Here is a 23,400-nt window from a genome sequence, read left to right as displayed (position 1 = left end):
GCCTCGCATTTGAGCCAGGCACACGTCGAACTGGAACCGCCACCCCCGCTGCCGGAGGGCGCCCTGCGCGTCACCCCGCTGGGAGGTCTCGGTGCCATCGGCCGCAACATGACCGTCTACGAGTACGACGGCAAACTGCTCGTCATCGACTGCGGAGTGCTCTTCCCCGACGTCGAGCAGCCGGGCGTCGACCTGATCCTGCCCGACTTCACGCCGATCCGGGACCGGCTCGCCGACGTACAGGCGATCGTGCTCACCCACGGGCACGAGGACCACATCGGCGCGGTTCCCTACCTGCTCGCGCTCAAGCCCGACATCCCGCTGGTCGGCTCCGAGTTCACCCTCGCGCTGGTCGAGGCGAAGCTGGCGGAGCGGCGGCTGGACCCCTACACGCTGACCGTGCGTGAGGGGCAGACCGAGCGGCTTGGCCCGTTCGAGTGCGAGTTCTTCGCCGTCAACCACTCCATCCCGGACGCGCTCGCCGTCGCCGTGCGCACCCCGGCCGGCCTGGTGCTGCACACCGGCGACTTCAAGATGGACCAGGTGCCGCTGGACGGGCGCATCACCGACCTGGCCGGCTTCGCCCGGCTCGGCGCCGAGGGTGTCGACCTGCTGCTCTCCGACTCGACCAACGCCGAGATCCCCGGCTTCGTGACGCCCGAGCGCGACATCGGCCCGGTGCTCGGCGGCATCTTCGCCAAGGCCCGGGGCCGGATCATCGTGGCCAGCTTCGCGTCCCATGTGCACCGCGTGCAGCAGGTGATGGACGCGGCGTACGAGTACGAGCGCAAGGTCGCCCTGATCGGGCGCTCGATGGTCCGCAACATGGGCATCGCCCGCGACCTGGGCCTGCTGCGGATCCCGGACGGCCTGCTGGTCAGCCTCGACGAGGCGGCGTCCATGCCGCACGACGAGATCGTCTTCATGTCGACCGGTTCGCAGGGCGAGCCGATGAGCGCGCTGGGTCGCATGTCGACCGGCGACCACCGGCACATCACCATCGAGTCCGGCGACACCGTCGTGCTGGCCAGCTCGCTGGTGCCCGGCAACGAGACCTCGGTCTACCGGGTGATCAACCAGCTGGCCCGGGCCGGCGCGACGGTCGTGCACAAGGACACCGCCAAGGTGCACGTCTCCGGGCACGCCCCGGCCGGCGAGCTGCTCTACCTGCTCAACGTCGTGCGCCCGAGCAACCTGATGCCGGTGCACGGCGAGTGGCGGCACCTGCGGGCGCACGCCCAGCTCGGCATCGAATCCGGCGTCGCGCCGGACCGGGTGGTGCTCTGCGAGGACGGCGACGTCGTCGACCTCGTCGAGGGACACGCCCGGCACGTGGGCCGGGTCAAGAACCGCTACGTGTACGTCGACGGCCTCGCCGTGGGCGACGTCAGCGAGTCGCTGCTCACCGAGCGCCGGATCCTCGGCGACGGCGGCTTCATCTCGGCCACCGTGGTGATCGACTCGGTGACCGGCAAGGTGGTCGGCGAGCCGAGCATCTCGGCGAAGGGCTTCTCCGAGGACCCGGAGGCGTTCAACCCGGTCATCCCGCTGCTCACCGCGGCGCTGCACCGCTCGGCGGAGGACGGCATCACCGACACCCACCAGCTGCAACAGGTGGTCCGGCGCACCGTCGGGCGCTGGGTGAACGACGCCTACCGGCGGCGCCCGATGATCGTGCCGACCGTGGTCGAGGTGTAACCCGGAGGCATTGTTTTCTGTGAATACCGGATTTTTTGATCCGGCCGAGACCCCTCTCCGTATCTGAGGGCACGGTGCCGCCCCCACGGCACTCGATGCGAGGGGAGTTTCGGATGCAGCGCAGAACGGTCGTCGCAATCGCGGCGACAGTGACGGCAGCGGGCGCGGCGGTGGCTTTCACCCTGCCGTCGATGGCGGGTACGACCCCGCCGCCCCGCTCCGCGCCGCAGGCAACCGGCGGAGTGGCCCCACAGCTGCTCGCCGCGATGAAGCGGGACCTCGGCGTGAGCACCGACCAGGCCGAGGCCCGGGTGAAGCGGGCCGCGTGGGCCAGCGGCGTCGCCGCCCAACTGCGCAGCGCCGCCGGCGACTCGTACGCCGGCTCCTGGCTCGGCCGGGACGGCACCACGCTGAACATCGGGATCACCGACGCCGGCCTGGCCGGCAAGGTGCGCGCGGCGGGCGCCGTGCCGCGGCTGGTCGAGCGCAGCGTGGCCGAGTTGGACAGTGCCAAGAAGGCGCTGGACGGCGAGGCCACCAAGGCCGACCGCGACCTGCCCGGCTGGTACGTCGACGTCGCCGCCAACAAGGTGGTCGTGCAGGCCCTGCCGGGCGACGCCGACCACGCGAAGGAGCTCGCCGGGGACGCCGGCATCCCGGACGCCGCGGTGAAGGTCGTCGTCACCAAGCGGGCACCCAGGACGCTCGCGGACGTCATCGGCGCCGAGCCGTACTTCGTCAACCTCGACGGCGGTCAGGCGCGCTGCTCGATCGGGTTCGCGGTCGAGGGCGGCTTCGTCACCGCCGGGCACTGCGGCGCCGAGGGCACACAGACCACCGACCGGGAGAACCTGGACCAGGGCGTGGTCATCGCGTCCGTCTTCCCGGGCGACGCCGACATGGGCGTGGTGCAGACCGGCGCCGGCGTGACGCTGCAGCCGTTCGTCAACGACTTCGACGGCAACGCGCTGCCGGTCGGCGGCAGCACGGAGGCGCCCGTCGGCGCGGCGGTCTGCCGTTCCGGCTCCACCACCGGCACCTTCTGCGGCACGATCCTGGCCAAGAACCAGACGGTGAACTACCCGGAGGGCGCGGTCACCGGCCTCACCCGTACGGACGTCTGCGCCGAGGGCGGTGACTCCGGCGGCCCCTGGCTCTCGGGTGACCAGGCACAGGGCGTGACCTCCGGCGGCTCCGGCGACTGCACCGCCGGTGGCGAGACGTTCTTCCAGCCGATCACCGAGATCCTGGAGACGAACAACCTCACCCTGCTCACCACGGGCGGGTCCGCGGGCGGCGCCGCGACCTCGGCGCCCCCGGCGCAGGCCACCACGGCGCCTCCGGCCGAGGCGACCACCCCGCCGGCCGGCGACGCCGGTCAGCTGCAGGGCCGCCACCACCACCGTCGCGGCCACCACCGCGGCTGACGCCACACGAAGACGTGCTGCCCGCGCCGGCCATCCTCCGTCCTGCGCGGGCAGCGCTGCGTCTGGATACCGTGATCGGATGGGCTACCGAGTACTGATCGCCGCGGCCGTGTGCGCGCACTTCGCGTTCCTGGCCTTCGGAATCTTCGGCGGCTTCCTCGCCTGGCGGGTGCCGCGGCTGATCTGGCTGCAGGTGCTCTGTGCCGGCTGGCTGTTCGTGATCGTCGCGGCCCGGCTGAGCTGCCCGCTGACCTGGATCGAGGACCGGGGCCGGGAGGGCGCCGGCCTCCCGCCGCTGACCGGCGGGTTCCTCGACAACCACGCCGCCGGCGTCTTCTACCCGCACGGCTACGAGTGGGCGGCGCGACTGGTGGTCGCCGCGATCATCCTGACCTCGTGGGCCGGGCTGATCGTGCGGCGGCTAAAGCTCCGCGACCGCGTCCGCTAGCTCGCAGCCGGTGGCGATTCCGCAGATCATCACCTGGTCCAGCTGCTCCGGCGTCACGCCGTGCTCCCAGTCGCCGGAGACCTCGCCGACCACCCGCACCGTGCCGTCGTCGGCCGTGTGCACGTAGGCCTTGGGCCAGAGCCGGTCGTGGTTCCAGGCGTTGCAGAACCCGTACAGCCGGGGGACGTCGTCGGTGCTGAACACGGTCCGGGTCAGCGCGCGGACCTGCAGCACCTCCTGGTCGCGGCCCAGCCGGATGAAGTAGATCAGGCAGCCGCGCCAGTTGCCGCCGATGTCGCCGTCGGAGTCGACGAAGTGGGCGTACCCGCGAGCGTCCAGTACTTCGAGGATCATCTCGTGGCTGAGCGGCTTCGGCAGTACGGACATGGTCTTGATCCTAATCGGGGGAAAAAGCGAAACCCTGTCACGGTGCGGCGCGCGGGCTCGCGGGCGTGGCGCCGTTACGGTATTGGGCATGGCGGGCCGAACTCCTCCGGCGAGCCGGGGCCGCGCCGCGTCGACCACGCGCGGCGCCGCGACCACACGCGCCCGCCAGCCCGCCCGCCAGCCCGCCCGCAAGGCCGCCGCCCGTAAGACCGCGGCCCGGCCCGCCGCGCGAACCCGGGCCAGGAGCGCCACCCGGGCCCGGCCCGGCGTCGGCGCGGTCGTCGTCGCCGGCCTCGTCCGCGGCGTCGGCGCCCTCTGGATGGGCGTCGCGCACAGCGTCGGCTGGGTCGCCCGCGGCGTCGGCCGCCAGGCCGCGACGGCCAAGGAGATCGACGAGGAGCACCGCCGCGACGGCGCCGGCCTGCTCATGCTCGGCCTCGCGATCCTCATCGGCGTCGCCGTCTGGGCCGGCTCGGCGGGACCGGTCGGCGCCCGCCTCGCCGACGCCGTGCGGCTCTTCTTCGGCGGGCTGTCCGTGCTGCTCCCGCTGCTGCTGCTCTACGGCGCGTTCCGCTTCATGCGGCGGCCCGCCGACCCGGAGCACCGCGGCCGGTCGGTGGTGGGCTGGACCGCCCTGGTCGTGTCGACCGCGAGCCTGCTGCAGGTGGCACAGCATCCCGTCGACGACATCGAGATGGACAGCTCCGGCGGGCTCATCGGCTACGGCGTCGGCTCGCTGCTGGAGCGCGCGGTCACCGGCTGGGTCGCCGTACCGTTGCTGATCCTGCTGTTGATCTTCGGTCTGCTGGTCATCACCGCGACGCCGATCAGCCGGATCCCCGAGCGGTTCCTGCTCCTCGTCGACGTGCTGCTGGGCCGCTCGTCGGACCGCGCCCCGCTGCCCGACCCCAGCCTGCCCGACCTGGACGATCCCGCCGACGACGAGCAGGCGGGTGCCAAGCGCCGCGCGCCGGCCCGCCGCCGGCAGGGCTCGCTCGCCGACATCGGCCTGGCGCCGGGCCTCGACGGCGACGACGTCGAGGACCCGATCGTGCATGACACCGTCCCGGTGCCGCGCGGCAAGAAGGTGCCGGCCAGCCGCAAGACCCCCGATCCTCCCGAGCACTCGCCGCTGCCGACCCGCGCCGAGCAGCTGGACATCTCCGCGCTCGAGGGCGACTACCGGCTGCCGCCGCCGAGCCTGCTCGGCAAGGGCGTGGCACCGAAGTCCCGCAGCAAGGCCAACGACGAGATCATGACCGCGCTGACCGGCGTCTTCGACCAGTTCAACCTCGACGCGGCGGTCACCGGCTTCACCCGGGGCCCGACGGTCACCCGCTACGAGGTCGAGGTCGGCCCGGGCGTCAAAGTCGAGCGGATCACCCAGCTTTCGCGCAACATCGCGTACGCGGTGAAGTCGCCGGACGTGCGCATCCTGAGCCCGATCCCGGGCAAGAGCGCGGTCGGCGTGGAGATCCCCAACACCGACCCGGAGAACGTGTCGCTGGGCGACGTGCTGCGCTCGCACGCGGCGACCGCCGACCACCATCCGATGCTGGTGGCGCTCGGCAAGGACATCGAGGGCCGCTTCGTGGTGGCCAACCTCGCGAAGATGCCGCACATCCTCATCGCGGGCGCGACCGGCGCCGGCAAGAGCTCGTGCCTCAACTCGCTGCTGGTGTCGATTCTCACCCGGGCCACCCCGGACGAGGTGCGGCTGCTGCTGGTCGACCCGAAGCGGGTCGAGATGACCGCGTACGAGGGCATCCCGCACCTGGTCACCCCCATCGTGACCAACGCCAAGAAGGCGGCGGACGCGCTGGAATGGGTCGTCCGCGAGATGGACATGCGCTACGACGACCTCGCCGCCAACGGGGTACGCCACGTCGACGACTTCAACCGCAAGGTCCGCAGCGGCGAGATCACCGCCCCGCCCGGCGTGGACCGGGTGATGAAGCCGTACCCCTACCTCCTGGTGATCGTCGACGAGCTTGCCGACCTGATGATGGTCGCCCCGCGCGACGTCGAGGACTCGGTCGTGCGCATCACCCAGCTGGCCCGCGCGGCGGGCATCCACCTGGTGCTGGCCACCCAGCGCCCGTCGGTCGACGTGGTGACGGGCCTGATCAAGGCCAACGTCCCGTCCCGGCTGGCCTTCGCGACGTCCTCGCTGGCGGACTCCCGGGTCATCCTCGACCAGCCGGGCGCGGAGAAGCTCCTGGGCCGCGGCGACGGCCTCTTCCTGCCGATGGGCGCCTCGAAGCCCGCGCGCTTCCAGGGCGCGTGGGTCGAGGAAAAAGAGATCAACGACGTCGTCAAGTTCTGCAAGAGCCAGCGCGAGCCGGAATTCCGCCCGGACGTGACCGCGCCGGTGCAGGACAAGAAGAAGCAGATCGACGAGGAGGTCGGCGACGACCTCGAGGTGCTGATCCAGGCGATCGACCTGGTGGTGACCTCACAGTTCGGATCGACCTCGATGCTGCAGCGCAAGCTCCGGGTGGGCTTCGCCAAGGCCGGCCGCCTCATGGACCTCATGGAGACCAGGGGAATCGTCGGCCCGTCCGAGGGTTCGAAGGCGCGGGAGGTCCTGATCAAGCCGGACGAGCTGGAAGAGGCCCTGGCGGCGCTACGGGTCGACTAGGTGTGTCGCGGGCCCGACCGCCGTGGCCTGGCGTAATCGGCCGAGCGGGGGACGGGTCACCGTGCGTAGCCCGGTAACCTTTGCAGAGTGTCCATGACTCCCGCTCCGCGCCGTGTTGCGCTTCTGACCCTCGGATGTGCCCGTAACGAGGTCGACTCCGAGGAGCTGGCCGCCCGCCTCGACGCCGGGGGCTGGCAGGTCAGCACCGACGCCGAGGGCGCCGATGTGGTGCTCGTCAACACCTGTGGTTTCGTCGAGAAGGCCAAGCAGGACTCCATCGAGACGCTGCTGGCCGCCGCCGACACCGGCGCGAAGGTCGTCGCCGCCGGTTGCATGGCCGAGCGCTACGGCAAGGAGCTCGCCGAGAGCCTGCCCGAGGCGCAGGCCGTGCTCGGGTTCGACGACTACACCGACATCGCCGCCCGGCTCGACGGGGTGCTGGCCGGTGAGCGGTTCGACGCGCACACCCCGCGGGACCGGCGCGAGCTGCTGCCGCTGACCCCGGTCGCGCGGCAGGCCGCCAAGGTCGTCGTGCCCGGCCACGCCACCGTCGACGAGCACACGCCCGCGCACCTGCGCAAGGTGCTGCGCCGCCGGCTCGACAACGGGCCCGTCGCCAGCCTCAAGCTGGCCAGCGGCTGCGACCGGCGCTGCTCGTTCTGCGCCATCCCGGCCTTCCGGGGCGCGTTCGTCTCGCGGGACCCGCAGGAGCTGCTGGCCGAGGCCGAGTGGCTGGCCCGCTCCGGCGTCCGCGAACTCGTACTCGTCAGCGAGAACAGCACCTCCTACGGCAAGGACCTCGGCGACCCCCGCGCCCTGGAGAAGCTGCTGCCCCAGCTCGCCGCCGTCGACGGCATCGTGCGGGTGCGGGCCAGCTACCTGCAGCCCGCCGAGACGCGGCCCGGCCTGGTCGAGGTCATCGCCACCACGCCCGGCGTCGCCGCCTACTACGACCTGTCCTTCCAGCACTCCAGCGAGCCCGTGCTGCGCCGGATGCGGCGTTTCGGCTCCACCGACCGGTTCCTGGAGCTGCTCGCCACCGCCCGCGCGCTCGCACCCGAGGCCGGCGCCCGGAGCAACTTCATCGTCGGCTTCCCCGGCGAGACCCGCCAGGACGTCGACGAGCTGGTCCGGTTCCTGTCCGAGGCCCGGCTCGACGCCATCGGTGTCTTCGACTACAGCGACGAGGACGGCACCGAGGCCGCCGGCCTGCCCGGCAAGATCAGCGAGGACACCGTCAAGCGGCGCTTCGGCCGGATCAGCGACCTCGCCGACGAGCTGTGCGCCCAGCGCGCGGAGGACCGGCTCGGCTCGATCGTCGAGGTGCTCGTCGACACCGTCGCCGGCGGCGAGATCGAGGGCCGCGCCGCGCACCAGGCGCCCGAGGTCGACGGCTCCACCACGCTGGTCGCCGGCGACGAGGGTGCCGACCTCGCCGCGCTGCGCCCCGGTGACTTCGTCCGGGCCCGGGTCACGGCGACCGAGGGCGTCGACCTGGTCGCCGTACCGGTCGAGATGATCTCCGCCGCCCCATCGGCAGTGGCAGCGACGGCCGCGTCGTGACCGACGAGCCGGTCCCGCTGGCCGCGCCGCGGCCGGTGTCGCTCTACAACCCGGCAAACCTGCTGACCGCCGTCCGCATAGTGCTCGTACCGGTCTTCGTGGCGATCGTGATCGTCTCCGAGATGACCGAGCCGGCCTGGCGGATGGCGGCCTGCCTGACCTTCTGCGTCGCCTCCGCCACCGACTTCGCCGACGGCTGGATCGCCCGGCGCTACGAGCTGGTGACCTCCTTCGGCAAGGTCGCCGACCCGATCGCGGACAAGACGCTCACCGGGAGCGCGCTGATCCTGCTGTCGGCGTACGACCTGCTGCCGTGGTGGGTGACCGTGCTGATCCTGGTCCGGGAGTGGGGCGTCACCGCGCTGCGGTTCTGGGTCATCCGGTACGGGATCATCCCGGCCAGCCGCGGCGGCAAGCTGAAGACGGCGCTGCAGATCGCGGCGATCGCCTGGTTCCTGTGGCCCGTTCCGGAGCCGTTCGACGTGATCGGCGTCGCCCTCATGGTCGCCGCCCTGATCGTGACGATGGTGACCGGCGCCGACTACGTGCTCCAGGCGGTGCGCCTGCGCCGCCGGTCCCAGCGCGCATGACGGGTGTTTCCGCCGCGGCGGCCGTGCGCGCCCTGGCCGGGCGGCGGGAGACGCTCGCCGTGGCCGAGTCGCTCACCGGCGGCCTGCTCGCCGCCACCATCGTCGAGATCCCCGGGGTCAGCGCGGTGTTCCGGGGCGGGCTCGTGGTCTACGCCACCGACCTCAAGCACGCGCTCGCCGGCGTGCCGGAGGCGCTCCTGGCCGACCGCGGGCCGGTCGATCCGGACGTCGCCCGCGCGCTCGCCGAGGGCGCACGGTCACGCTGCGCAGCCGACTGGGGCCTGGCCACGACCGGCGTCGCCGGGCCCGAACCGCAGGGCGGCCGGCCGGTCGGGCTGGTCTACATCGCGGTCGCCGGGCCGGGCCGCGCCGTCGTCCGGGAGCTCCGGTTGTCCGGTTCGCGGGACGATGTCCGCACCGAAACGGTGAACTCCGTCCTGAGCCTGCTGGTCGACGAGATAGCCGGATCCGGCGGGGGAATGCCCGGCTGACCTGCCGGGTCTTTCCCGTGCGGCGGAACGCGCCCGCGGCCGCCCGGCCGAGTATCAACAGCCCCGCTGGCCGACCCGGTCCCGGCCGCCCCGGATTTCGGCGGGGCGGGATGTCGGTCTCGCCCTCAGCGGGTACGGTTGCGGGAAGCCTCCGGCGGTTGCCGGCGGCCCCGCCGCAGGAGGAGGTGCCATGGTCCTGCTACGCCGGGTTATCGGTGACGCACTTCGGGCGCGCCGGCAGGGTCAGCATCGCACGCTGCGTGAGGTGTCGACCGCCGCCAACGTCAGCCTCGGGTATCTCTCCGAAATCGAACGTGGCCAGAAGGAAGCGTCCAGCGAGCTGCTCGCGGCGATCTGCGAGGCCCTGGGCGCCCGCCTCTCCGAGGTGCTGGGCGAGGTGAGCGGCACGCTCGCGCTCGCCGAGGGCATGGACGGCGTGCTCGTCCCGCTCGAGCCGACCCCGCTCGATTCCAGCGGCGCGGGTGCGGTCAAGACCGCCCCGGCGAAGTCCGCCGGAGTCAAGACAGCGAACCCGGTCAAGGGCACCGAAGCCCCGGCCGTGCGCCAGCTCACCTCCGACGGTGCCGTCTCGGTCTCCGTGCGCCAGGACTCGCCGCTCAGGGCGACCCTGCGCACCAAGCGCAAGCGCGACCGCGACATCGTCTACGCCGCCTGACCGCCCGCTACCGGCGCATCTGGCGGATCATGACCGCCTGCGCCGGGCCCCGGCTCGGCGGCGCCATGATCTGCCAGGTGCGCCGTGGCCTTCCGGCCGTCGCCGGAACGCGTGTCGGCGCGTAGCCTCGACCTCGGGGGAACCCTCGCAAGACCCTGAGATCCCCCCGAGGTCACGTGACGGCGGTGGCATGGGGCTGACACGATGGACTCCGCGCCATCGTGAAGACCCCTCGGTCCCGCGTCGGTGGCGCGTCCGACTGAGCGACATTGAGGGGATACCGCGGATATGGCGAACCCGTTCGTCAAGGGCTGGCGTTACATGATGGCGCTCTTCGGCGCGAAGATCGATGAGTACGCCGACCCCAAGGTGCAGATCCAGCAGGCCATCGAGGATGCACAGCGGCAGCACCAGGCCCTCGTGCAACAGGCCGCGGCCGTGATCGGCAACCAGCGGCAGCTGGAGATGAAGCTGTCCCGGCAGATGTCCGAGGTCGAGAAGCTGCAGGGCATGGCGCGCCAGGCCCTCGTGCTGGCCGATCGGGCCCGGTCGGGCGGTGACGAGTCCGAGGCGCAGAAATACGAGTCGACCGCGCAGACGCTCGCCACCCAGCTGGTCTCCGGCGAGCAGTCGATGGAAGACCTGAAGACGCTGCACGACCAGGCGCTCTCGGCGGCCGGCCAGGCCCGCAAGGCGGTGGAGAACAACGCGATGGTGCTGCAGCAGCGCATCGCCGAGCGCTCCCGGCTGCTGAGCCAGCTCGAGCAGGCCAAGATGCAGGAGACCGTCGCCAAGTCGCTCGAGTCGATGTCGTCGCTCTCGGCGCCCGGCAACACCCCGTCGCTGGACGAGGTGCGCGACAAGATCGAGCAGCGCTATGCGAACGCGATGGGCCGCGCCGAGCTGGCGTCGAACTCCGTCGAGGGCCGCATGCTCGAGGTGCAGAAGTCGAGCCTCGACCTGGCCGGCACGTCCCGGCTCGAGCAGATCCGGGCCAGCATGGCCGGCGAGCAGCTCGGTGGCACCCCCGGCAAGCCGGCCGTCGAGCAGGGCAACGCGGCCCCGGCCGCCGACCCGGCCAGCGTCGCCCGGCTCGACGAGATCCGGGCCAGCATGAATTCCAAGCGCGGGGACACGTCGGCCGCCGGCTGACGACGCGTTCGCGGGAGGAGCAGACGGTGGACGAGCGGACCCGATACTTCCGGCGGCTCAAGCGGCTGCGCGGTTCGGCGCGGCGGTGGAGCGTCGTCGGGGGCGGGCTGACCGCAGCCGCTGCCGTCCTCACCCCGTACGCGGGGATCGGTCTTGCGGATGCGGCCTGGGCCGCGGCGGCGGGGGCGTCCGTGGCACTGGCCTGGTGGCGCTGGAGCGACCACCGGGCGCTGGCCGCGCTGCCCGCGCCGCCCCCTCCCGCGCCGGCGCTGCCCGGACAGCGGCTGCTGGCCGCCGTCGAGCGGTTCCCGGCCGGGCGCCAGGTCCTGCAGGAGGTGCGCAGGCACAAGGACCGCTACGCCCTGCGGGGCTCCGCCGTGGCACAGGCCTGGGACCGGCTGGACCGGGCGTCCGCGACCCTGGTCGGCCTGGCCGGGCGGCTGACCGGCGCGGGCGAGTCGGCGATGCTCGAGGCCGCGGTCGCCGAGCAGTGGCTGCGCGACCTCGGCCAGCGGGTGGCGAGCGTGGAGCGGGCGATCCCGCTCAGCCCGCCCGACCAGCGGCCGGGGATCGAGCACGCGCACGAGAGTCTCGCGAAGCAGTTCACCGAGGGCGTCACCGCCTACGAGCGGCTGGTCGCGGCCGCGGCGAGCTACGTCGCCGAGGACGGCCACCCGATAACGGACCAGCACCCGGCGCTGACCGGCCTGGTCGAGGCGACCGACCGCCTCCGCGGCGTGGCCGAGGGCCTGTCGGAGCTGCGCCGGCCCAGCACCCCGGCGGCCTAGGCGGGCTCGGGCTGGCAGCGCGGGCACCAGTAGGTGACCCGCTCCTCCCGCTGCTCGACGGAGCTCTTCCGGATCGCGGCGCCGCATCGCAGGCAGGGCTGCGCCCGCCGGCCGTAGACGTAGCTGGTCTGCCCGCGGCGCAGCGATCCTGTCGTGGTCCGCGTCCAGCGGTCGCGGTTCGACGCCACCAACTCCTGCGCCAGCCGCACCGTGCCCTCCAGATCCGGCACCGCCGACACCGGCGTCCACGGCCACAGCCCGCGCAGGAACAGCACCTCGGCCTTGTAGACGTTCCCGATCCCGGCCAGATTGCGCTGATCGAGCAGCGCCTCGCCGATCGGTGCCTCCGGCCGCGCCGCAATCCGCCGGGCCGCCTCGGCGGAATCCCAGTCCGAGCCCAGCAGATCCGGCCCGAGATGGGCCAGCAGGGCGGCCTCCTGCGCCGTCGGCAGCAGCGCCACCTCGTGCAGGTGATAGCCGACCGCCACCGAACGGCCGGTGCGCAGCACCACCCGGATCAGGTGCGCGGGCCGCCCGCCCCACCGCTCGCCGGTCGCGAAGACCCGCCAGGTGCCGTCCATGCGCAGATGCGAGTGCAGCGTCATGGCGCGGTCGTCGCGGGTCAGGCGCAGCAGCAGATGCTTGCCCCGGCTCGCGGAACCGGCGACGGTCCATCCGCTCAGGTCGGTCGTCGCGAGTTGCGGCACGCGGAAGTCGGAACCGGTGAGCACGTCGCCTAGCAGCGCGCTCTCCAGCAGCCGCGCAGTCTTCCAGACGGTGTCACCCTCGGGCATGCGTTCCATCCTGCCCGGCCACCGGCACCCCCGCACCGGCGCCTTACCGATATCACCGAGTCGCCGGCCTTGCCGTGCGCTGGCCTTTGCCGTGCGCCAGCCTTTGCCGTGCGCCGGCCTTTGCCGTGCGCCGGCCTTTGCCGTGCGCCGGCCTGCCATGCGCAGGGCTGCCGCGTGCTGGGCTGCCGTGCGTCGGGCTGCCGTGCGCCTGCCTTGCCGCGTGCTGGGCTGCCGCGTGCGGGCCGCCGAGAAGGCGCGGCGGGGGCGGGTCGAGTGGGCGACGACGGTGCGGTGGCCGTTGGCGGCGATCGTTACCCGGGTTTCGTGGCTGCTTTGGTGGAGGGCCGCCTCATCCGCCGGGTTCGGGTCGGCTCGTGGTTGTGGCTCGGGTCAGCGTTCGGCGACTCGGACGATGTCGCCGGGGCGGACCGAGAGGACGACGACCGCGCGGCCACCGTTGACGGCGATCGCCACCCGGTGGGCCGAGTCCTCGTAGACGATCAGTTCGCCGGGCTGGGCGTCCGCGAAGGTCTGAGCCCGGCGGGCCTTGACCCCGCCGACCACCAGCTCGGGGCCGAGCCCGGAGAGCATCGCGCCGCCCGCGGCGAGTTGCACGTTGCCGAACCGGTCGACGGTGACGACCTCGGCCTCGAGCCAACCGTCGCCGACCGCCACGATCGGGTCGGGCAGCCGGACGACCGTGCCGACGTCGACCGGGGGACCGGCATCGCTCAGCGGCGCACCGAGGGCGAGCCGGGCGGCGGCCGGCGAGAACACGTCCCGGCCGTGGAACGTCCGCGAAACCTCACCGAGCAGCCAGTCCTTGTTGGTCAGCTCGACCACCGTGTCGATGCCGCCGAGCGCGTCGGCGGCCCAGACCAGCAATCCGTTGTCCGGCCCGACCAGCACGCCGCCCGGGGTGCCGATCGCGATGCCCCGGCGGTCCGAGCCGACGCCGGGATCGACGACCCCGACATGCACGCTGGCCGGCAGGTACGGCGCGGTCTGCGCGAGCACCGCCGCGCCCCGCGCCACGTCGGCGGGTGGGACGTGGTGTGTGATGTCGATTACTCGCACATCGGGAGCGATGCGCGCGATCGCACCGTGACACGCCGCGGCAAAGCCGTCGAATGTGCCGTAGTCGGTGGTGAGGCTGATCCATTTATAGCCGCCCATGGTGGTCAACGTTACTGCCCTGGAACGCTCCGTGTGTGGCAGGTGCCCGGGCGCGTCGCGAGGCGTCTGGCAGGCTGGGATCCATGCGTCTTGTCATCTTCACCGAACCCCAGCAGGGTGCCGGCTACGACGACCTGCGGCGGGTGGCCCAACTCGCCGAGGAGTCGGGGTTCGACGGCTTCTTTCGCTCCGACCACTATGTCGCGATGGGCGGCGACGGCCTGCCCGGTCCCACCGACGCCTGGCTGACCCTCGCGGCGCTGGCGGTGCAGACCTCGACCATCCGGCTCGGCACCCTGGTGACCTCGGCGACGTTCCGCCTGCCCGGCCCGCTGGCGATCGGCGTCGCCCAGGTCGACGCGATGAGCGGCGGCCGGGTGGAGCTGGGCCTGGGCGGCGGCTGGTTCGAGCGCGAGCACGAGGCCTACGCGATCCCGTTCCCGCCGCTGGGCGAACGCTTCGATCGCCTCGAGGAGCAGCTGGAGATCATCGAGGGCCTGTGGACCACCCCGGCCGGAGGGACGTACAGCTTCACCGGCAAGCACTACCAGGTCGTGGACTCCCCGGCCCTGCCGAAGCCGGTCCAGTCGCCCCGCCCGCCGATCATCGTCGGCGGTTCCGGCAAGAAGCGCACCCCGGCCCTGGCCGCACGGTACGCGGACGAGTTCAACGCCCCGTTCGCCAAGATCGAGGAGCTGGCCGCCCGATACGACCGGGTTCGCGCGGCAAGCTCGGAGATCGGCCGCCCGCAACCGCCGGCGTTCTCGGCGGCGGCGGTCCTGTGCGTGGGCCGGGACGACGCGGAGGTGCGGCGCCGGGCCGCCGCGATCGGCCGGGACGTGGACGAGATGCGCGCCAACGGCGGCGTCGTGGGCACCCCGGACCAGGCGGTCGAGATCCTCGGCCGTTACGCGGAGGCCGGAGCGTCGCGCCTGTACCTGCAGCTACTGGACCTGCAGGACCTGCAACACGTCGAGTTGGTGGCGACGGCGGTGGCGTCGCAGCTGCTCTCCGGCGCTGACCTGGCATCGGGCGGCCGGGGCGCGGGAGGGTCGACGTCGCGGCTGGACTGACCCGGGTCGTCTCGTAAAGTCTGATGCGTGGAGATTGTCACCGCGCGGCTGACTTTGCGCCGGCCCGTTCCCGCCGACCTTGAAACGATCTTCGCGATCCACAGTGATCCGCAAGCCTGCCTGCACAACCCCTCGGACCTGCTGGCCACCCGCTCGGACGCCGAGCACCTGTACGCCCGCTGGGACGAGCACTGGCGTCGGCACGGCTTCGGCTACTGGGTCGTCCGGGACGCCGGGTCGGAGAAGATCCTCGGCTTCGCCGGGGTGAAGGTCGTCCGCTTCCGCGAGATCGAGGTGCTGAACCTGTTCTACCGCCTCGATCCGCAGGCGTGGGGCGCCGGCGTGGCCACCGAGGCGGCCCGGACAGTGGTTGCCTGGGCGGGCGAGCACCTGCCGGAGTGGACCGTCGTGGCCCGCGTCCGCCCGGACAACGTGGCCTCCCAGCGGGTGGCGTGCCGGGCCGGTCTGGTCCGCGCCGAACACCTCGACGACCAGGGCGAGGACGGCGTCGACTGGATCTTCGTCCGGGGCTGGCCATACGACCCGATCGCACCCGAAGCGCCGGCCTGACCCGCTCCCGCTCCAGCGCCTGGGCAGCCTCCGAAACGCGACCATCCGCACTCCGATCCGCCGCCCGGAGCCGTCGCCGCCGGATGCCCGCGCGGTTATCGCTTGTGCGGGTTCTCGTTCGCGGGTTGTCGTTTTGTGCCGGTGGTTGTCTGCGTGGTTGCCGGGCGGGTCGTCGGTGCTCGTGGCGTTCGTGCCGGTTGTTGTTTTGCGGGTTTCGGCTTGTGCCGGTGGTTGTTCGGGTGGTTGTCGCGCGGGCTTGCCGGCATCTGCGGCGATTCCGTGTTGGTTGTTGTTTTGCGGGTTTCGGCTTGTGCCGGTTGACGGCGTCCGTAGCGATTTCGGTGCTGGTTGTTGTTCGGCCCCGCCCCTCGTCGCCGATCCGCCTTGTTTCCAGACCGGCCCGGACCAGGGCGGCCTCGTGGGGTGCCGCTCCTGCCGGTCGTTGTCCGTGCCGCCCCTGCATGGCCCATCGGCGCTCGTCGTTGCCTTGCGGGGTTGCTTGTGCCGGTCCTGTCCGCGCCCTCCTCGCCCGGGCGGTCGGCGCTCGCGGCGTCCCCGTCTCCGCCGGCGCTTGGATGGAGCCCTGCTGCTGGTCAGCCGCGTAGTCGCAGCCCTCGGGGTGTGGTTCGGAACCCGGCGGCGGTGAGTGCGTCACGCAACGGCGAGGCGTGCACCGACTCTCCGTCCGCCCGTTCCACCGACATGGCACCCAGCGCGCCCGAGCGCACCGCCCCCGCCAGGGCCTGCCCGGCGGCCGCCAACGCTCCGGCATCGTCCATGAAGGACAGCAGCGTCTTTCCGCCCCGCTCCACGTAGAGCACCAGGTCGCCGCCGACGAGGACGACCAGGGCGCCCGCCTTGCGGCCCGCCCGGTGGCCCGCGGCGGGAACCGTTTCGCCGTTGCCGCTGTCGACCACCCGCTCCGGCCACGGCAGCGCCGCACCGTAAGGGTTCGCCGGGTCGGTCGCGGCGAGCACCACCGCGGCCGTGCCCGCGTATTTCGCCGGCTCCGCGGGCTCGGCCAGCGCGCGCAGCCGGTCGACCGCGCCCGGGACCGCGAACTGTGCCGCGCCCAGCCCCTCCACGAAGTAGCCGCGGCGCGCCGCGCCGCGCTCCTCCAGCGCCCCGAGCACCGGGTACACCGCCGCGAAGCCGCCGGTGACGCCCTCGGCCATCACCGCGCCGCGGGTGACCACGCCGTGCCGTTCGAGCAGGAGGTCGGCGAGCGCCGCCGCGCGGCGCGTCGGGTCGGTGTCGCGGTCCGGCAGGCGGGACCAGCGGCCGGCCATCGCCGGCGGACCCGATCGGCTCGGCATCGCCGGGCGGCCCGGACGGCGGTAGCGGGTCCGGGCCGGAGCCGCCTTCGCCCGGTGCGCGCCGCTGCCGCCCAGCAGCCCGCGCAGCGGAGCGAACGTGTCGTTGGTGAGGTGGCCCGCCCACACCAGGTCCCAGATCACCGCGGCCAGTCCCGGGTCGTCCGTGCACCCGGCGCGGTCGGACAGGTCCCGGAAGAACAGCGCCTGGGCGTCGCCGAGCGCCGCCAGCACCGCCTGGTGCAGCGGTGTCAGCGCCAGCTCGTCGTCGGGCGGCGGGAGCAGCAGCGGGGCGCTGTCGGCGTAGGCGAGGGTGACCCAGCCGTCGCCGCCGGGGATGGACCCCGAGCCGGCCCACAGCACCTCGCCGCTCGCGCAGAGCTCGTCGAGCAGCGGCGGCGCGAAGTCGGCCACCCGCGCGGGAAGGAGCAGCCGCTCCCAGGCGGAGGCGGGCGCCGCCACACCCTGCAGTTGCTCGATCGACGCGGCCAGGGCGTCGACGCCACGGGCGTTGCCGCCGATCTGGTGCCAGCGCGGCAGGAACGCCGCCAGCACCCGCGGCGGCACCGGCTCGATCTCGCGGCGCAGCGCGGCCAGCGAACGCCGGCGCAGCATGCGCAGCACCTCGGCGTCGCACCACTCGGTGCCCGCGCCGCCCGGCGAGAACTCGCCGGACACCGCGCGGCCGGTGGCGGCGAGTCGCTTGAGTGCCTGCTCGACGACGAACACGCCGAGGCCGAAGCGGGCCGCGCACGTCGCCGCGGCGAACGGGGCGTGGGTGCGGGCGTAGCGGGCGACGAGGTCACCGAGCGGGTCGGCGACGGGCTCGAGGTAGGCCTCCGCCACGCCGACCGGCAGGGCCACGCCGAGCGCGTCGCGGTAGCGGCCCGCGTCCTCGACGCCGATCCAGCGCTCCTCGCCCGCGATCCGGACCCGGATGGCGCGCCGGACCAGGGCGTCCAGCCAGTCGAGGTCGACGCCGCGGGCGACCAGCTCGGCGGGGGACAGGTCGCCGAGCAGCCGCAGCAGCTCGGCCACGTCCTCGGCGTCGCGGGGGCTACGGGTGCTGGTCAGCCACTGCAACTGGCTCTCGGTCTCGGTCACCACCGCGGGGTCGAGCAACTCGCGCAGGTCGACGCGGCCGAGCAGCTCGCCGAGCAGGGTCGAGTCCAGTGCCAGCGCGGCGGCGCGGCGCTCGGCCAGCGGCGCGTCGCCCTCGTAGAGGAACGCGCCGACGTATCCGAAGAGCAGGGAACGGGCGAACGGCGAGGGCCGCGGCGTCTCGACCTCGACCAGGCGCACCTTGCGGCCGGCGATCTCGCGCATCAGCCCCACCAGGCCGGGCACGTCGAAGACGTCCTGCAGGCACTCGCGCGCCGCCTCGAGCGTCACCGGGAAGTCGGCGAACTCGCGGGCCACGTCCAGCAGCTGCGCCGAGCGCTGGCGCTGCTGCCAGAGCGGCTGGCGGCGGCGCGGGTCGCGGCGCGGCAGCAGCAGGGACCGGGCCGCGCACTCGCGGAACCGGGACGCGAACAGCGCCGACGTGCCCACCGACTCCTCGATCAGCTGGGAGATCTCCTCGGGGTCGAACGCGACCAGCTCGGCGCCGGGTGGCTCGACGGCGGTGTCCGGCAGGCGCACCACGATGCCGTCGTCGGAGGGCAGCACCTGCCCGTCCACGCCGTAGCGCTCGGAGAGCCGGCGGGCGATCGCCAGCGACCAGGGCGCGTTGACCCGGGCGCCGAGCACACAGTGCACGGTCATCCGCCAGTCGCCGAGCTCGTCGCGGAAGCGTTCCACCACGATCGTGCGGTCGTCGGGCAGGTTGCGGGTCGCCTCGCGCTGCTCGCGCAGGTAGGCCACCAGGTTGTCGGCCGCCCACTCGTCCAGCCCGGAAGCGCGCAGCGACCCGATCGCGGCCGGGTCGCCGGCTCGGGTCAGGGCGCGCAACCGGGCGCCGATCGCCCGGCCCAGCTCGACCGGGCGGCCCTGGGTGTCGCCCTTCCAGAACGGCATCCGGGCCGGCGCTCCCGGCGCGGGGGAGACCAGCACCCGGTCGGGGGTGATGTCCTCGATCCGCCAGGACGTCGAGCCGAGCAGGAACACGTCGCCGACGCGGGACTCGTAGACCATCTCCTCGTCGAGCTCGCCGACCCGCGACGCGCGCTCGGAGCCGGCCAGGAAGACGCCGAACATGCCGCGGTCGGGGATCGTGCCGCCGCTGGTCACGGCGAGGCGCTGGGCGCCGGGGCGACCGGTCAGCTCGTCGGTGGTGCGGTCCCAGACCAGGCGGGGGCGCAGCTCGGCGAAGGCCGTCGACGGATAACGCCCCGACAGCATGTCGAGCACGGCGTGCAGGGCGGACTCCGGGAGCTCCGCGTAGGGCGCCGCGCGGCGGACCAGCGCGGCCAGGTCGTCGACCTGCCAGGCGTCCAGGGCGACCATGGCCACGATCTGCTGGGCCAGCACGTCGAGCGGGTTGCGCGGATAGCGCAGCTCCTCGATCGCGCCCTCGCCCATCCGCTCGGCGACGACCGCGCAGGAGACCAGGTCGCCGCGGTGCTTCGGGAAGACGACGCCGCGCGAGACGGCGCCGACCTGGTGGCCGGCGCGGCCGATGCGCTGCAGCCCGGCGGAGACCGAGGGCGGGGCCTCGATCTGGACGACCAGGTCGACCGCGCCCATGTCGATGCCCAGCTCCAGGCTGGAGGTGGCGACCACGGCCGGCAGCCGCCCGGACTTGAGCGCCTCCTCGATCTGCTTGCGCTCCTCGCGCGAGACGCTGCCGTGGTGGGCCCGGGCCACGACCGGCGGCGCGCCGCCGGCCTCGCCCGACTGCGCCATCAGCTGTGCCGGTGGCCGCGACGCCGGCGGCGCCGGTGCGGCGGCACCGGGCTCGGCCCGATCGAGCGCGAGCTCGTTGATCCGGGCACACAATCGCTCGGCGCCGCGGCGGGAGTTGGTGAAGACGATCGTCGAGCGGTGCGCGGAGATCAGGTCGAGCACGCGCTCCTCGACCGCGGGCCAGATCGACGGGGTGTGTCGTCCGGCGCCGGGATCGTCCTGGTCGTCGGGCAGCTCGTCGAGCCGGGTCATGTCCTCGACCGGGACCTGGACCGACACCTCGATCGTCTTGGCGCTGCGCGGCTGCACGATCTCGACGTCGCCGGCCCCGACGAGGAAGCGGGCCGTCTCGTCGATCGGCCGCACGGTCGCGGACAGCCCGACCCGCTGGGCCGGCCGGCCCAGCAGGGCGTCGAGCCGCTCGAGGGAGAGCGCGAGGTGTGCGCCGCGCTTGGTCGCCGCGACGGCGTGCACCTCGTCGATGATCACCGTCTCGACGCCGCGCAGCGAATCCCGGGCGGCGGAGGTGAGCAGCAGGAACAGCGACTCGGGCGTGGTGATGAGGACGTCGGGCGGGGTGCGGGAGAACAGCCGTCGCTCGTCGGCCGGAGTGTCGCCGGTCCGCATGCCGACGGTGATGTCCGGCGGAGGCAGGCCGAGCCGGCCGGACGCCTGCCGGATGCCGGTCAGCGGCGCGCGCAGGTTGCGCTCGACGTCGACGGCCAGCGCCTTGAGCGGGCTGATGTAGAGCACCCGGCAGCGGCGCCGGGGGTCGGCCGGCGCGGGCTCGTGCGCCAGCCGGTCGATCGACCAGAGGAACGCCGCCAGCGTCTTGCCGGACCCGGTCGGCGCCACGACCAGCGCGTTGCGCCCGGCACCGATGGAACGCCACGCGCCGGTCTGCGCGGCCGTGGGCGCGGCGAAGGCGGCCCGGAACCACTCCCGGGTCGCGAGGCCGAACTGCTCCAACACGTCTGGCACGGGTCCATGGTGCTACCGGGGTCTGACAGAAACCGGTGGCCGGCGAAACATCCGTCCGAGTGATGGCTCCGAACCGCCGGGTGGGGACACCATCGAGACGGGCATCAACCAGACGACAGGGCATAGGACGGGCGATCGACCGGCGCCTTCGCGTGACCGGACGGACCATGGTGGTCTTCCGGTGACGTACGGCACATTGGTGACCTCGCTGGCATGCATCGACGGCCGCCACCGACGATGCGCGGCGGGCGAACAGGAGGCACCGTGTCCAACCGCGCTCTCCCGGTACGGCGCCTCACCGCCGCCACGGCGGCCCTCGTCGCGCTGGCCACCGTCCTGCTCGCCGCCACGCCGGCGCGGGCGGCAGGGGAGGGCTACGTGCGCCTGGCACACCTCTCGCCGGACACGCCCGCCGTCGACGTCTACCTCAGGTCCGACGCGGGCGCGGTCGAGGACCAGACGTTCGACGGCGTCGCGTACGGCGCGATGTCCGACTATCTGCGCCTGCCCACCGGCATGTACTCGGTGGCGATGCGCCGCGCCGGTGCGGCCGCGAGTACCCCGCCGGTGCTGACCACGCAGGTCACGGTCGCCGCCGGCGGGGCGTACACGGTCGCGGGTGTCGGTCGTTATGCCGATCTCGGCCTGCGCGTCCTCAAGGACGATCTCAGGCTCCCGGGCGCCGGGGAATCCAAGATCCGCATCATCCAGGCGTCGGTGAAGGCGCCGGTCCTCGACGTCGGCGGCGCGAACGGCAAGTCCATCGCGGACGCCGTCCAGTTCGCCACCACGACCGGCTATCGGGAGGTCAAGCCCGGTAGGTGGACGGTCCGGGTGAAGCCGAGCGGCGGCGGGGAGAGCAGCGACCTGCCGTGCACGCTTGGCGCGGGCAACGTCTACTCCCTGCTCGTCCTCGACGACAAGAGCGGCGGGCTGAAGCCCGAACTGCACATCGACGCCGCCCGCCAGGGCACGGTGCCGCGGGGAGGCATCGCCACCGGCGCGGGCGGCAGCCTGCCGCGGTACCCGCTGCCGGCCGCGCCGGCCCTCGGCGGCCTCGCCGCGACGCTCACGGGCGCGCTGCTCGTGGCGCTCAGGCGGCGCCCACGTGACGGCTGACGGCGTACCAAATGCCGGTTTTGGGTCCTGGGGGAGTCCGGGCGGCGTTCACGATCGCGATCTCGCTGGTGGTGGGCCTCGTGGTCGCCGCGGGCTACCTGGCGCTTCGCGCGCCCGGCTCCGACGCGGGCCTCGGCCGCCGGGACGTCCCCGCGATCCCGGCAGCTCCCCGGCCGGCCGGGGATCCGTTCCGTACGGCTACCTCCCACCTCAGCGGCCCGCCCACCCGGCTGCGGGTCCGGGCGATCGGCGTCGATACCGCGCTGGAGTTTCTGCGCCTCGGCGCCGGCGGCGAACTGCGGCCGCCCGGTGACGACGACAAGGCCGGCTGGTACGCGGACGGCACCGCCCCCGGCGACGTCGGCCCGGCCGTCCTCGCCGGTCACGTCGACTCGGTGCGCGGCCCGGCCGTCTTCTACCGGCTCCGCGAGCTCCGGGCCGGCGACACGATCGAGGTCGTCCGCGGTGGCCGTACGGTGAACTTCACGGTAACGGCGACGTCCTGGTACCCGAAGCGGGCCTTCCCCACCGACCGGGTCTACGGACCCACCCCGGACCGGCAGTTACGGCTCATCACCTGCGGCGGGGTCTTCGATCGCAGCCTCCGGTCCTACCGGGACAACCTGGTGGTCTACGCGGTGGCCGGGTGATCGGCGTTCCCCAGGCCCGGTGCCGGTGACTATTCTGTTCAAGAAGCGACGGGTGGAGGCTGATGGCGGTCAGGCGAATGCTCATCGCCGGTCGGTATCGTCTCCTCGAGCCGGTCGGCTCCGGTGGCATGGGCCGGGTCTGGCTCGCCCGCGACGAGATGCTCGACCGCGACGTCGCGGTCAAGGAGTTCGTTCCTCCGAACTGGATGACCGACGACGAGAAGGCCCGCCTGCGCACCCGCACGCTGCGCGAGGCCCGCAGCGCGGCCCGCCTCAACCATCCGCACGTGGTGCGCATCTACGACGTCGTGCACGCCCGCGACCTGCCCTGGATCGTGATGGAGTACGTGCCGTCGCGCTCGCTGTACCAGGTCCTCGGCGAGGACGGCCCGTTCGCGCCGGCGGAGGCGGCCCGGATCGGCCTCGACGTGCTGGAGGCGATCACCGCCGCGCACCGGGCCGGCGTGCTGCACCGCGACGTGAAGCCGCACAACGTCCTGATCGGCCACGACGGCCGGGTGGTGCTCACCGACTTCGGCCTGGCCACGTTCGTCGACGACGGTTCGGTGACGGGCCCGGGCCTGGTCGTCGGCTCGCCGCAGTACGTCTCCCCGGAGCGCGCCCGCGACGGCGCGTCCACGGTGGAATCCGACCTGTGGTCCTTCGGCGCGACCCTGTACGCGGCCGTCGAGGGCCGCTCGCCGTTCGCGCGCGAAAACGCCATGGCGACGCTGATGGCCCTGGCCACCGAGGAGCCCGACCCGCCGCGCCTGGCCGGGGCGCTGGCGCCGGTGCTCACCGGCCTGCTGCGGCGCGAGCCGATGGAGCGGATGACCGCACCCGAGGCCGACGCGCTGCTGCGGGTCGTCGTCGCCGAGGCCGGCGTCGTGCTGGCCGCGCACCCCACCAGCGGTCGTGCGGCCGTACCCGCGCCGCGGCGGGCGCCCGACGACCAGCCCGCGCCGCCGGTCGCCGCGGCCCCGCCCGGATCCGCCGTGGTGCCGGAGCCGGCGCGCCCG

19 protein-coding genes are annotated in these 23,400 nt (G+C 73.3%); 15 read left to right on the top strand and 4 right to left on the bottom strand.

The features are described 5' to 3' along the window. The first annotated feature begins 9 nt into the window (after nucleotides 1-9). From AB0F10_RS04500 to AB0F10_RS04490, 3 genes are all read left to right on the top strand, one after another. Complete coding sequence (locus tag AB0F10_RS04500; protein ID WP_360620404.1) at nucleotides 10-1,698, top strand: ribonuclease J; 1,689 nt, start codon at nucleotides 10-12, stop codon at nucleotides 1,696-1,698. Nucleotides 1,699-1,811: 113 nt separating this feature from the next. Next, nucleotides 1,812-3,125 (top strand): S1 family peptidase, encoded by a 1,314-nt coding sequence (locus tag AB0F10_RS04495; RefSeq protein ID WP_360620403.1) that lies wholly within the window; start codon nucleotides 1,812-1,814, stop codon nucleotides 3,123-3,125. 79 nt (nucleotides 3,126-3,204) lie between these two features. Next, the gene (locus tag AB0F10_RS04490) at nucleotides 3,205-3,573 is read left to right on the top strand and encodes a DUF2784 domain-containing protein (RefSeq protein ID WP_360620402.1); all 369 of its coding nucleotides are present in this window, start codon (nucleotides 3,205-3,207) and stop codon (nucleotides 3,571-3,573) included. On the opposite strand, the gene AB0F10_RS04485 is transcribed toward AB0F10_RS04490, so the two are convergent. Further along, complete coding sequence (locus AB0F10_RS04485; protein WP_360620401.1) at nucleotides 3,547-3,960, bottom strand: YbjN domain-containing protein; 414 nt, start codon at nucleotides 3,958-3,960, stop codon at nucleotides 3,547-3,549. The two genes, AB0F10_RS04490 and AB0F10_RS04485, sit on opposite strands and share 27 nt — an antisense overlap. Nucleotides 3,961-4,048: 88 nt before the next feature. Here AB0F10_RS04485 and AB0F10_RS04480 point away from each other — a divergent pair, with 88 nt between their 5' ends. From AB0F10_RS04480 to AB0F10_RS04450, 7 genes are all read left to right on the top strand, one after another. Then, nucleotides 4,049-6,601 carry a DNA translocase FtsK 4TM domain-containing protein gene (locus AB0F10_RS04480; protein ID WP_360620400.1) on the top strand — a complete coding sequence of 851 codons (2,553 nt, stop codon included), beginning with the start codon at nucleotides 4,049-4,051 and terminating at the stop codon, nucleotides 6,599-6,601. Nucleotides 6,602-6,694: 93 nt separating this feature from the next. Further along, complete coding sequence (rimO, locus tag AB0F10_RS04475) at nucleotides 6,695-8,164, top strand: 30S ribosomal protein S12 methylthiotransferase RimO (protein WP_360620399.1); 1,470 nt, start codon at nucleotides 6,695-6,697, stop codon at nucleotides 8,162-8,164. Beyond that, a complete protein-coding gene (pgsA, locus tag AB0F10_RS04470; protein WP_360620398.1) occupies nucleotides 8,161-8,754 on the top strand; it encodes a CDP-diacylglycerol--glycerol-3-phosphate 3-phosphatidyltransferase in 594 nt (197 codons plus the stop codon). Before rimO ends, pgsA begins: the two co-directional genes overlap by 4 nt. Next, entirely contained in the window at nucleotides 8,751-9,245 is a 495-nt protein-coding gene (locus AB0F10_RS04465) for a CinA family protein (RefSeq protein ID WP_360620397.1), read from the top strand. Before pgsA ends, AB0F10_RS04465 begins: the two co-directional genes overlap by 4 nt. A 190-nt stretch (nucleotides 9,246-9,435) precedes the next feature. Beyond that, entirely contained in the window at nucleotides 9,436-9,921 is a 486-nt protein-coding gene (locus AB0F10_RS04460) for a helix-turn-helix transcriptional regulator (RefSeq protein ID WP_360620396.1), read from the top strand. Between the two features lie 288 nt (nucleotides 9,922-10,209). Continuing rightward, complete coding sequence (locus AB0F10_RS04455) at nucleotides 10,210-11,073, top strand: PspA/IM30 family protein (RefSeq protein WP_360620395.1); 864 nt, start codon at nucleotides 10,210-10,212, stop codon at nucleotides 11,071-11,073. A gap of 26 nt (nucleotides 11,074-11,099) precedes the next feature. After that, nucleotides 11,100-11,861: a hypothetical protein gene (locus tag AB0F10_RS04450; protein ID WP_360620394.1), complete on the top strand. Its 762-nt coding sequence runs from the start codon at nucleotides 11,100-11,102 to the stop codon at nucleotides 11,859-11,861. On the opposite strand, the gene AB0F10_RS04445 is transcribed toward AB0F10_RS04450, so the two are convergent. Both AB0F10_RS04445 and AB0F10_RS04440 read right to left on the bottom strand, forming a co-directional pair. Continuing rightward, a complete protein-coding gene (locus AB0F10_RS04445; RefSeq protein ID WP_360620393.1) occupies nucleotides 11,858-12,655 on the bottom strand; it encodes a DNA-formamidopyrimidine glycosylase family protein in 798 nt (265 codons plus the stop codon). The two genes, AB0F10_RS04450 and AB0F10_RS04445, sit on opposite strands and share 4 nt — an antisense overlap. A gap of 390 nt (nucleotides 12,656-13,045) precedes the next feature. After that, nucleotides 13,046-13,831: an SAM-dependent chlorinase/fluorinase gene (locus AB0F10_RS04440; RefSeq protein ID WP_360620392.1), complete on the bottom strand. Its 786-nt coding sequence runs from the start codon at nucleotides 13,829-13,831 to the stop codon at nucleotides 13,046-13,048. Nucleotides 13,832-13,914: 83 nt separating this feature from the next. Here AB0F10_RS04440 and AB0F10_RS04435 point away from each other — a divergent pair, with 83 nt between their 5' ends. Next, nucleotides 13,915-14,904 carry an LLM class F420-dependent oxidoreductase gene (locus tag AB0F10_RS04435; protein ID WP_360620391.1) on the top strand — a complete coding sequence of 330 codons (990 nt, stop codon included), beginning with the start codon at nucleotides 13,915-13,917 and terminating at the stop codon, nucleotides 14,902-14,904. Between the two features lie 27 nt (nucleotides 14,905-14,931). Continuing rightward, nucleotides 14,932-15,474, top strand: a complete 543-nt coding sequence (locus AB0F10_RS04430; RefSeq protein WP_360620390.1) for a GNAT family N-acetyltransferase — start codon at nucleotides 14,932-14,934, stop codon at nucleotides 15,472-15,474. A 593-nt stretch (nucleotides 15,475-16,067) separates the two neighbouring features. Here AB0F10_RS04430 and AB0F10_RS04425 read toward each other — a convergent pair. After that, nucleotides 16,068-20,603, bottom strand: a complete 4,536-nt coding sequence (locus AB0F10_RS04425) for an ATP-dependent helicase (protein ID WP_360620464.1) — start codon at nucleotides 20,601-20,603, stop codon at nucleotides 16,068-16,070. A gap of 273 nt (nucleotides 20,604-20,876) precedes the next feature. Between AB0F10_RS04425 and AB0F10_RS04420 the strand changes: the two genes are divergently transcribed. From AB0F10_RS04420 to AB0F10_RS04410, 3 genes are all read left to right on the top strand, one after another. Continuing rightward, nucleotides 20,877-21,731, top strand: coding sequence for a DUF4397 domain-containing protein (locus tag AB0F10_RS04420; protein ID WP_360620389.1), 855 nt, complete (start codon nucleotides 20,877-20,879; stop codon nucleotides 21,729-21,731). Nucleotides 21,732-21,742: 11 nt separating this feature from the next. After that, nucleotides 21,743-22,381 carry a class F sortase gene (locus AB0F10_RS04415; RefSeq protein ID WP_360620388.1) on the top strand — a complete coding sequence of 213 codons (639 nt, stop codon included), beginning with the start codon at nucleotides 21,743-21,745 and terminating at the stop codon, nucleotides 22,379-22,381. A 62-nt stretch (nucleotides 22,382-22,443) separates the two neighbouring features. Then, a partial coding sequence (locus AB0F10_RS04410) for a serine/threonine-protein kinase (RefSeq protein ID WP_360620387.1) occupies nucleotides 22,444-23,400 on the top strand: 957 nt, incomplete at its 3' end.

Source organism: Actinoplanes sp. NPDC026623 (assembly GCF_040638275.1).
GTDB lineage: Bacteria > Actinomycetota > Actinomycetes > Mycobacteriales > Micromonosporaceae > Actinoplanes.
The sequence above is the reverse complement of the archived record's forward strand: the minus strand, read 5'-3'. Positions and strand labels throughout refer to the sequence as shown.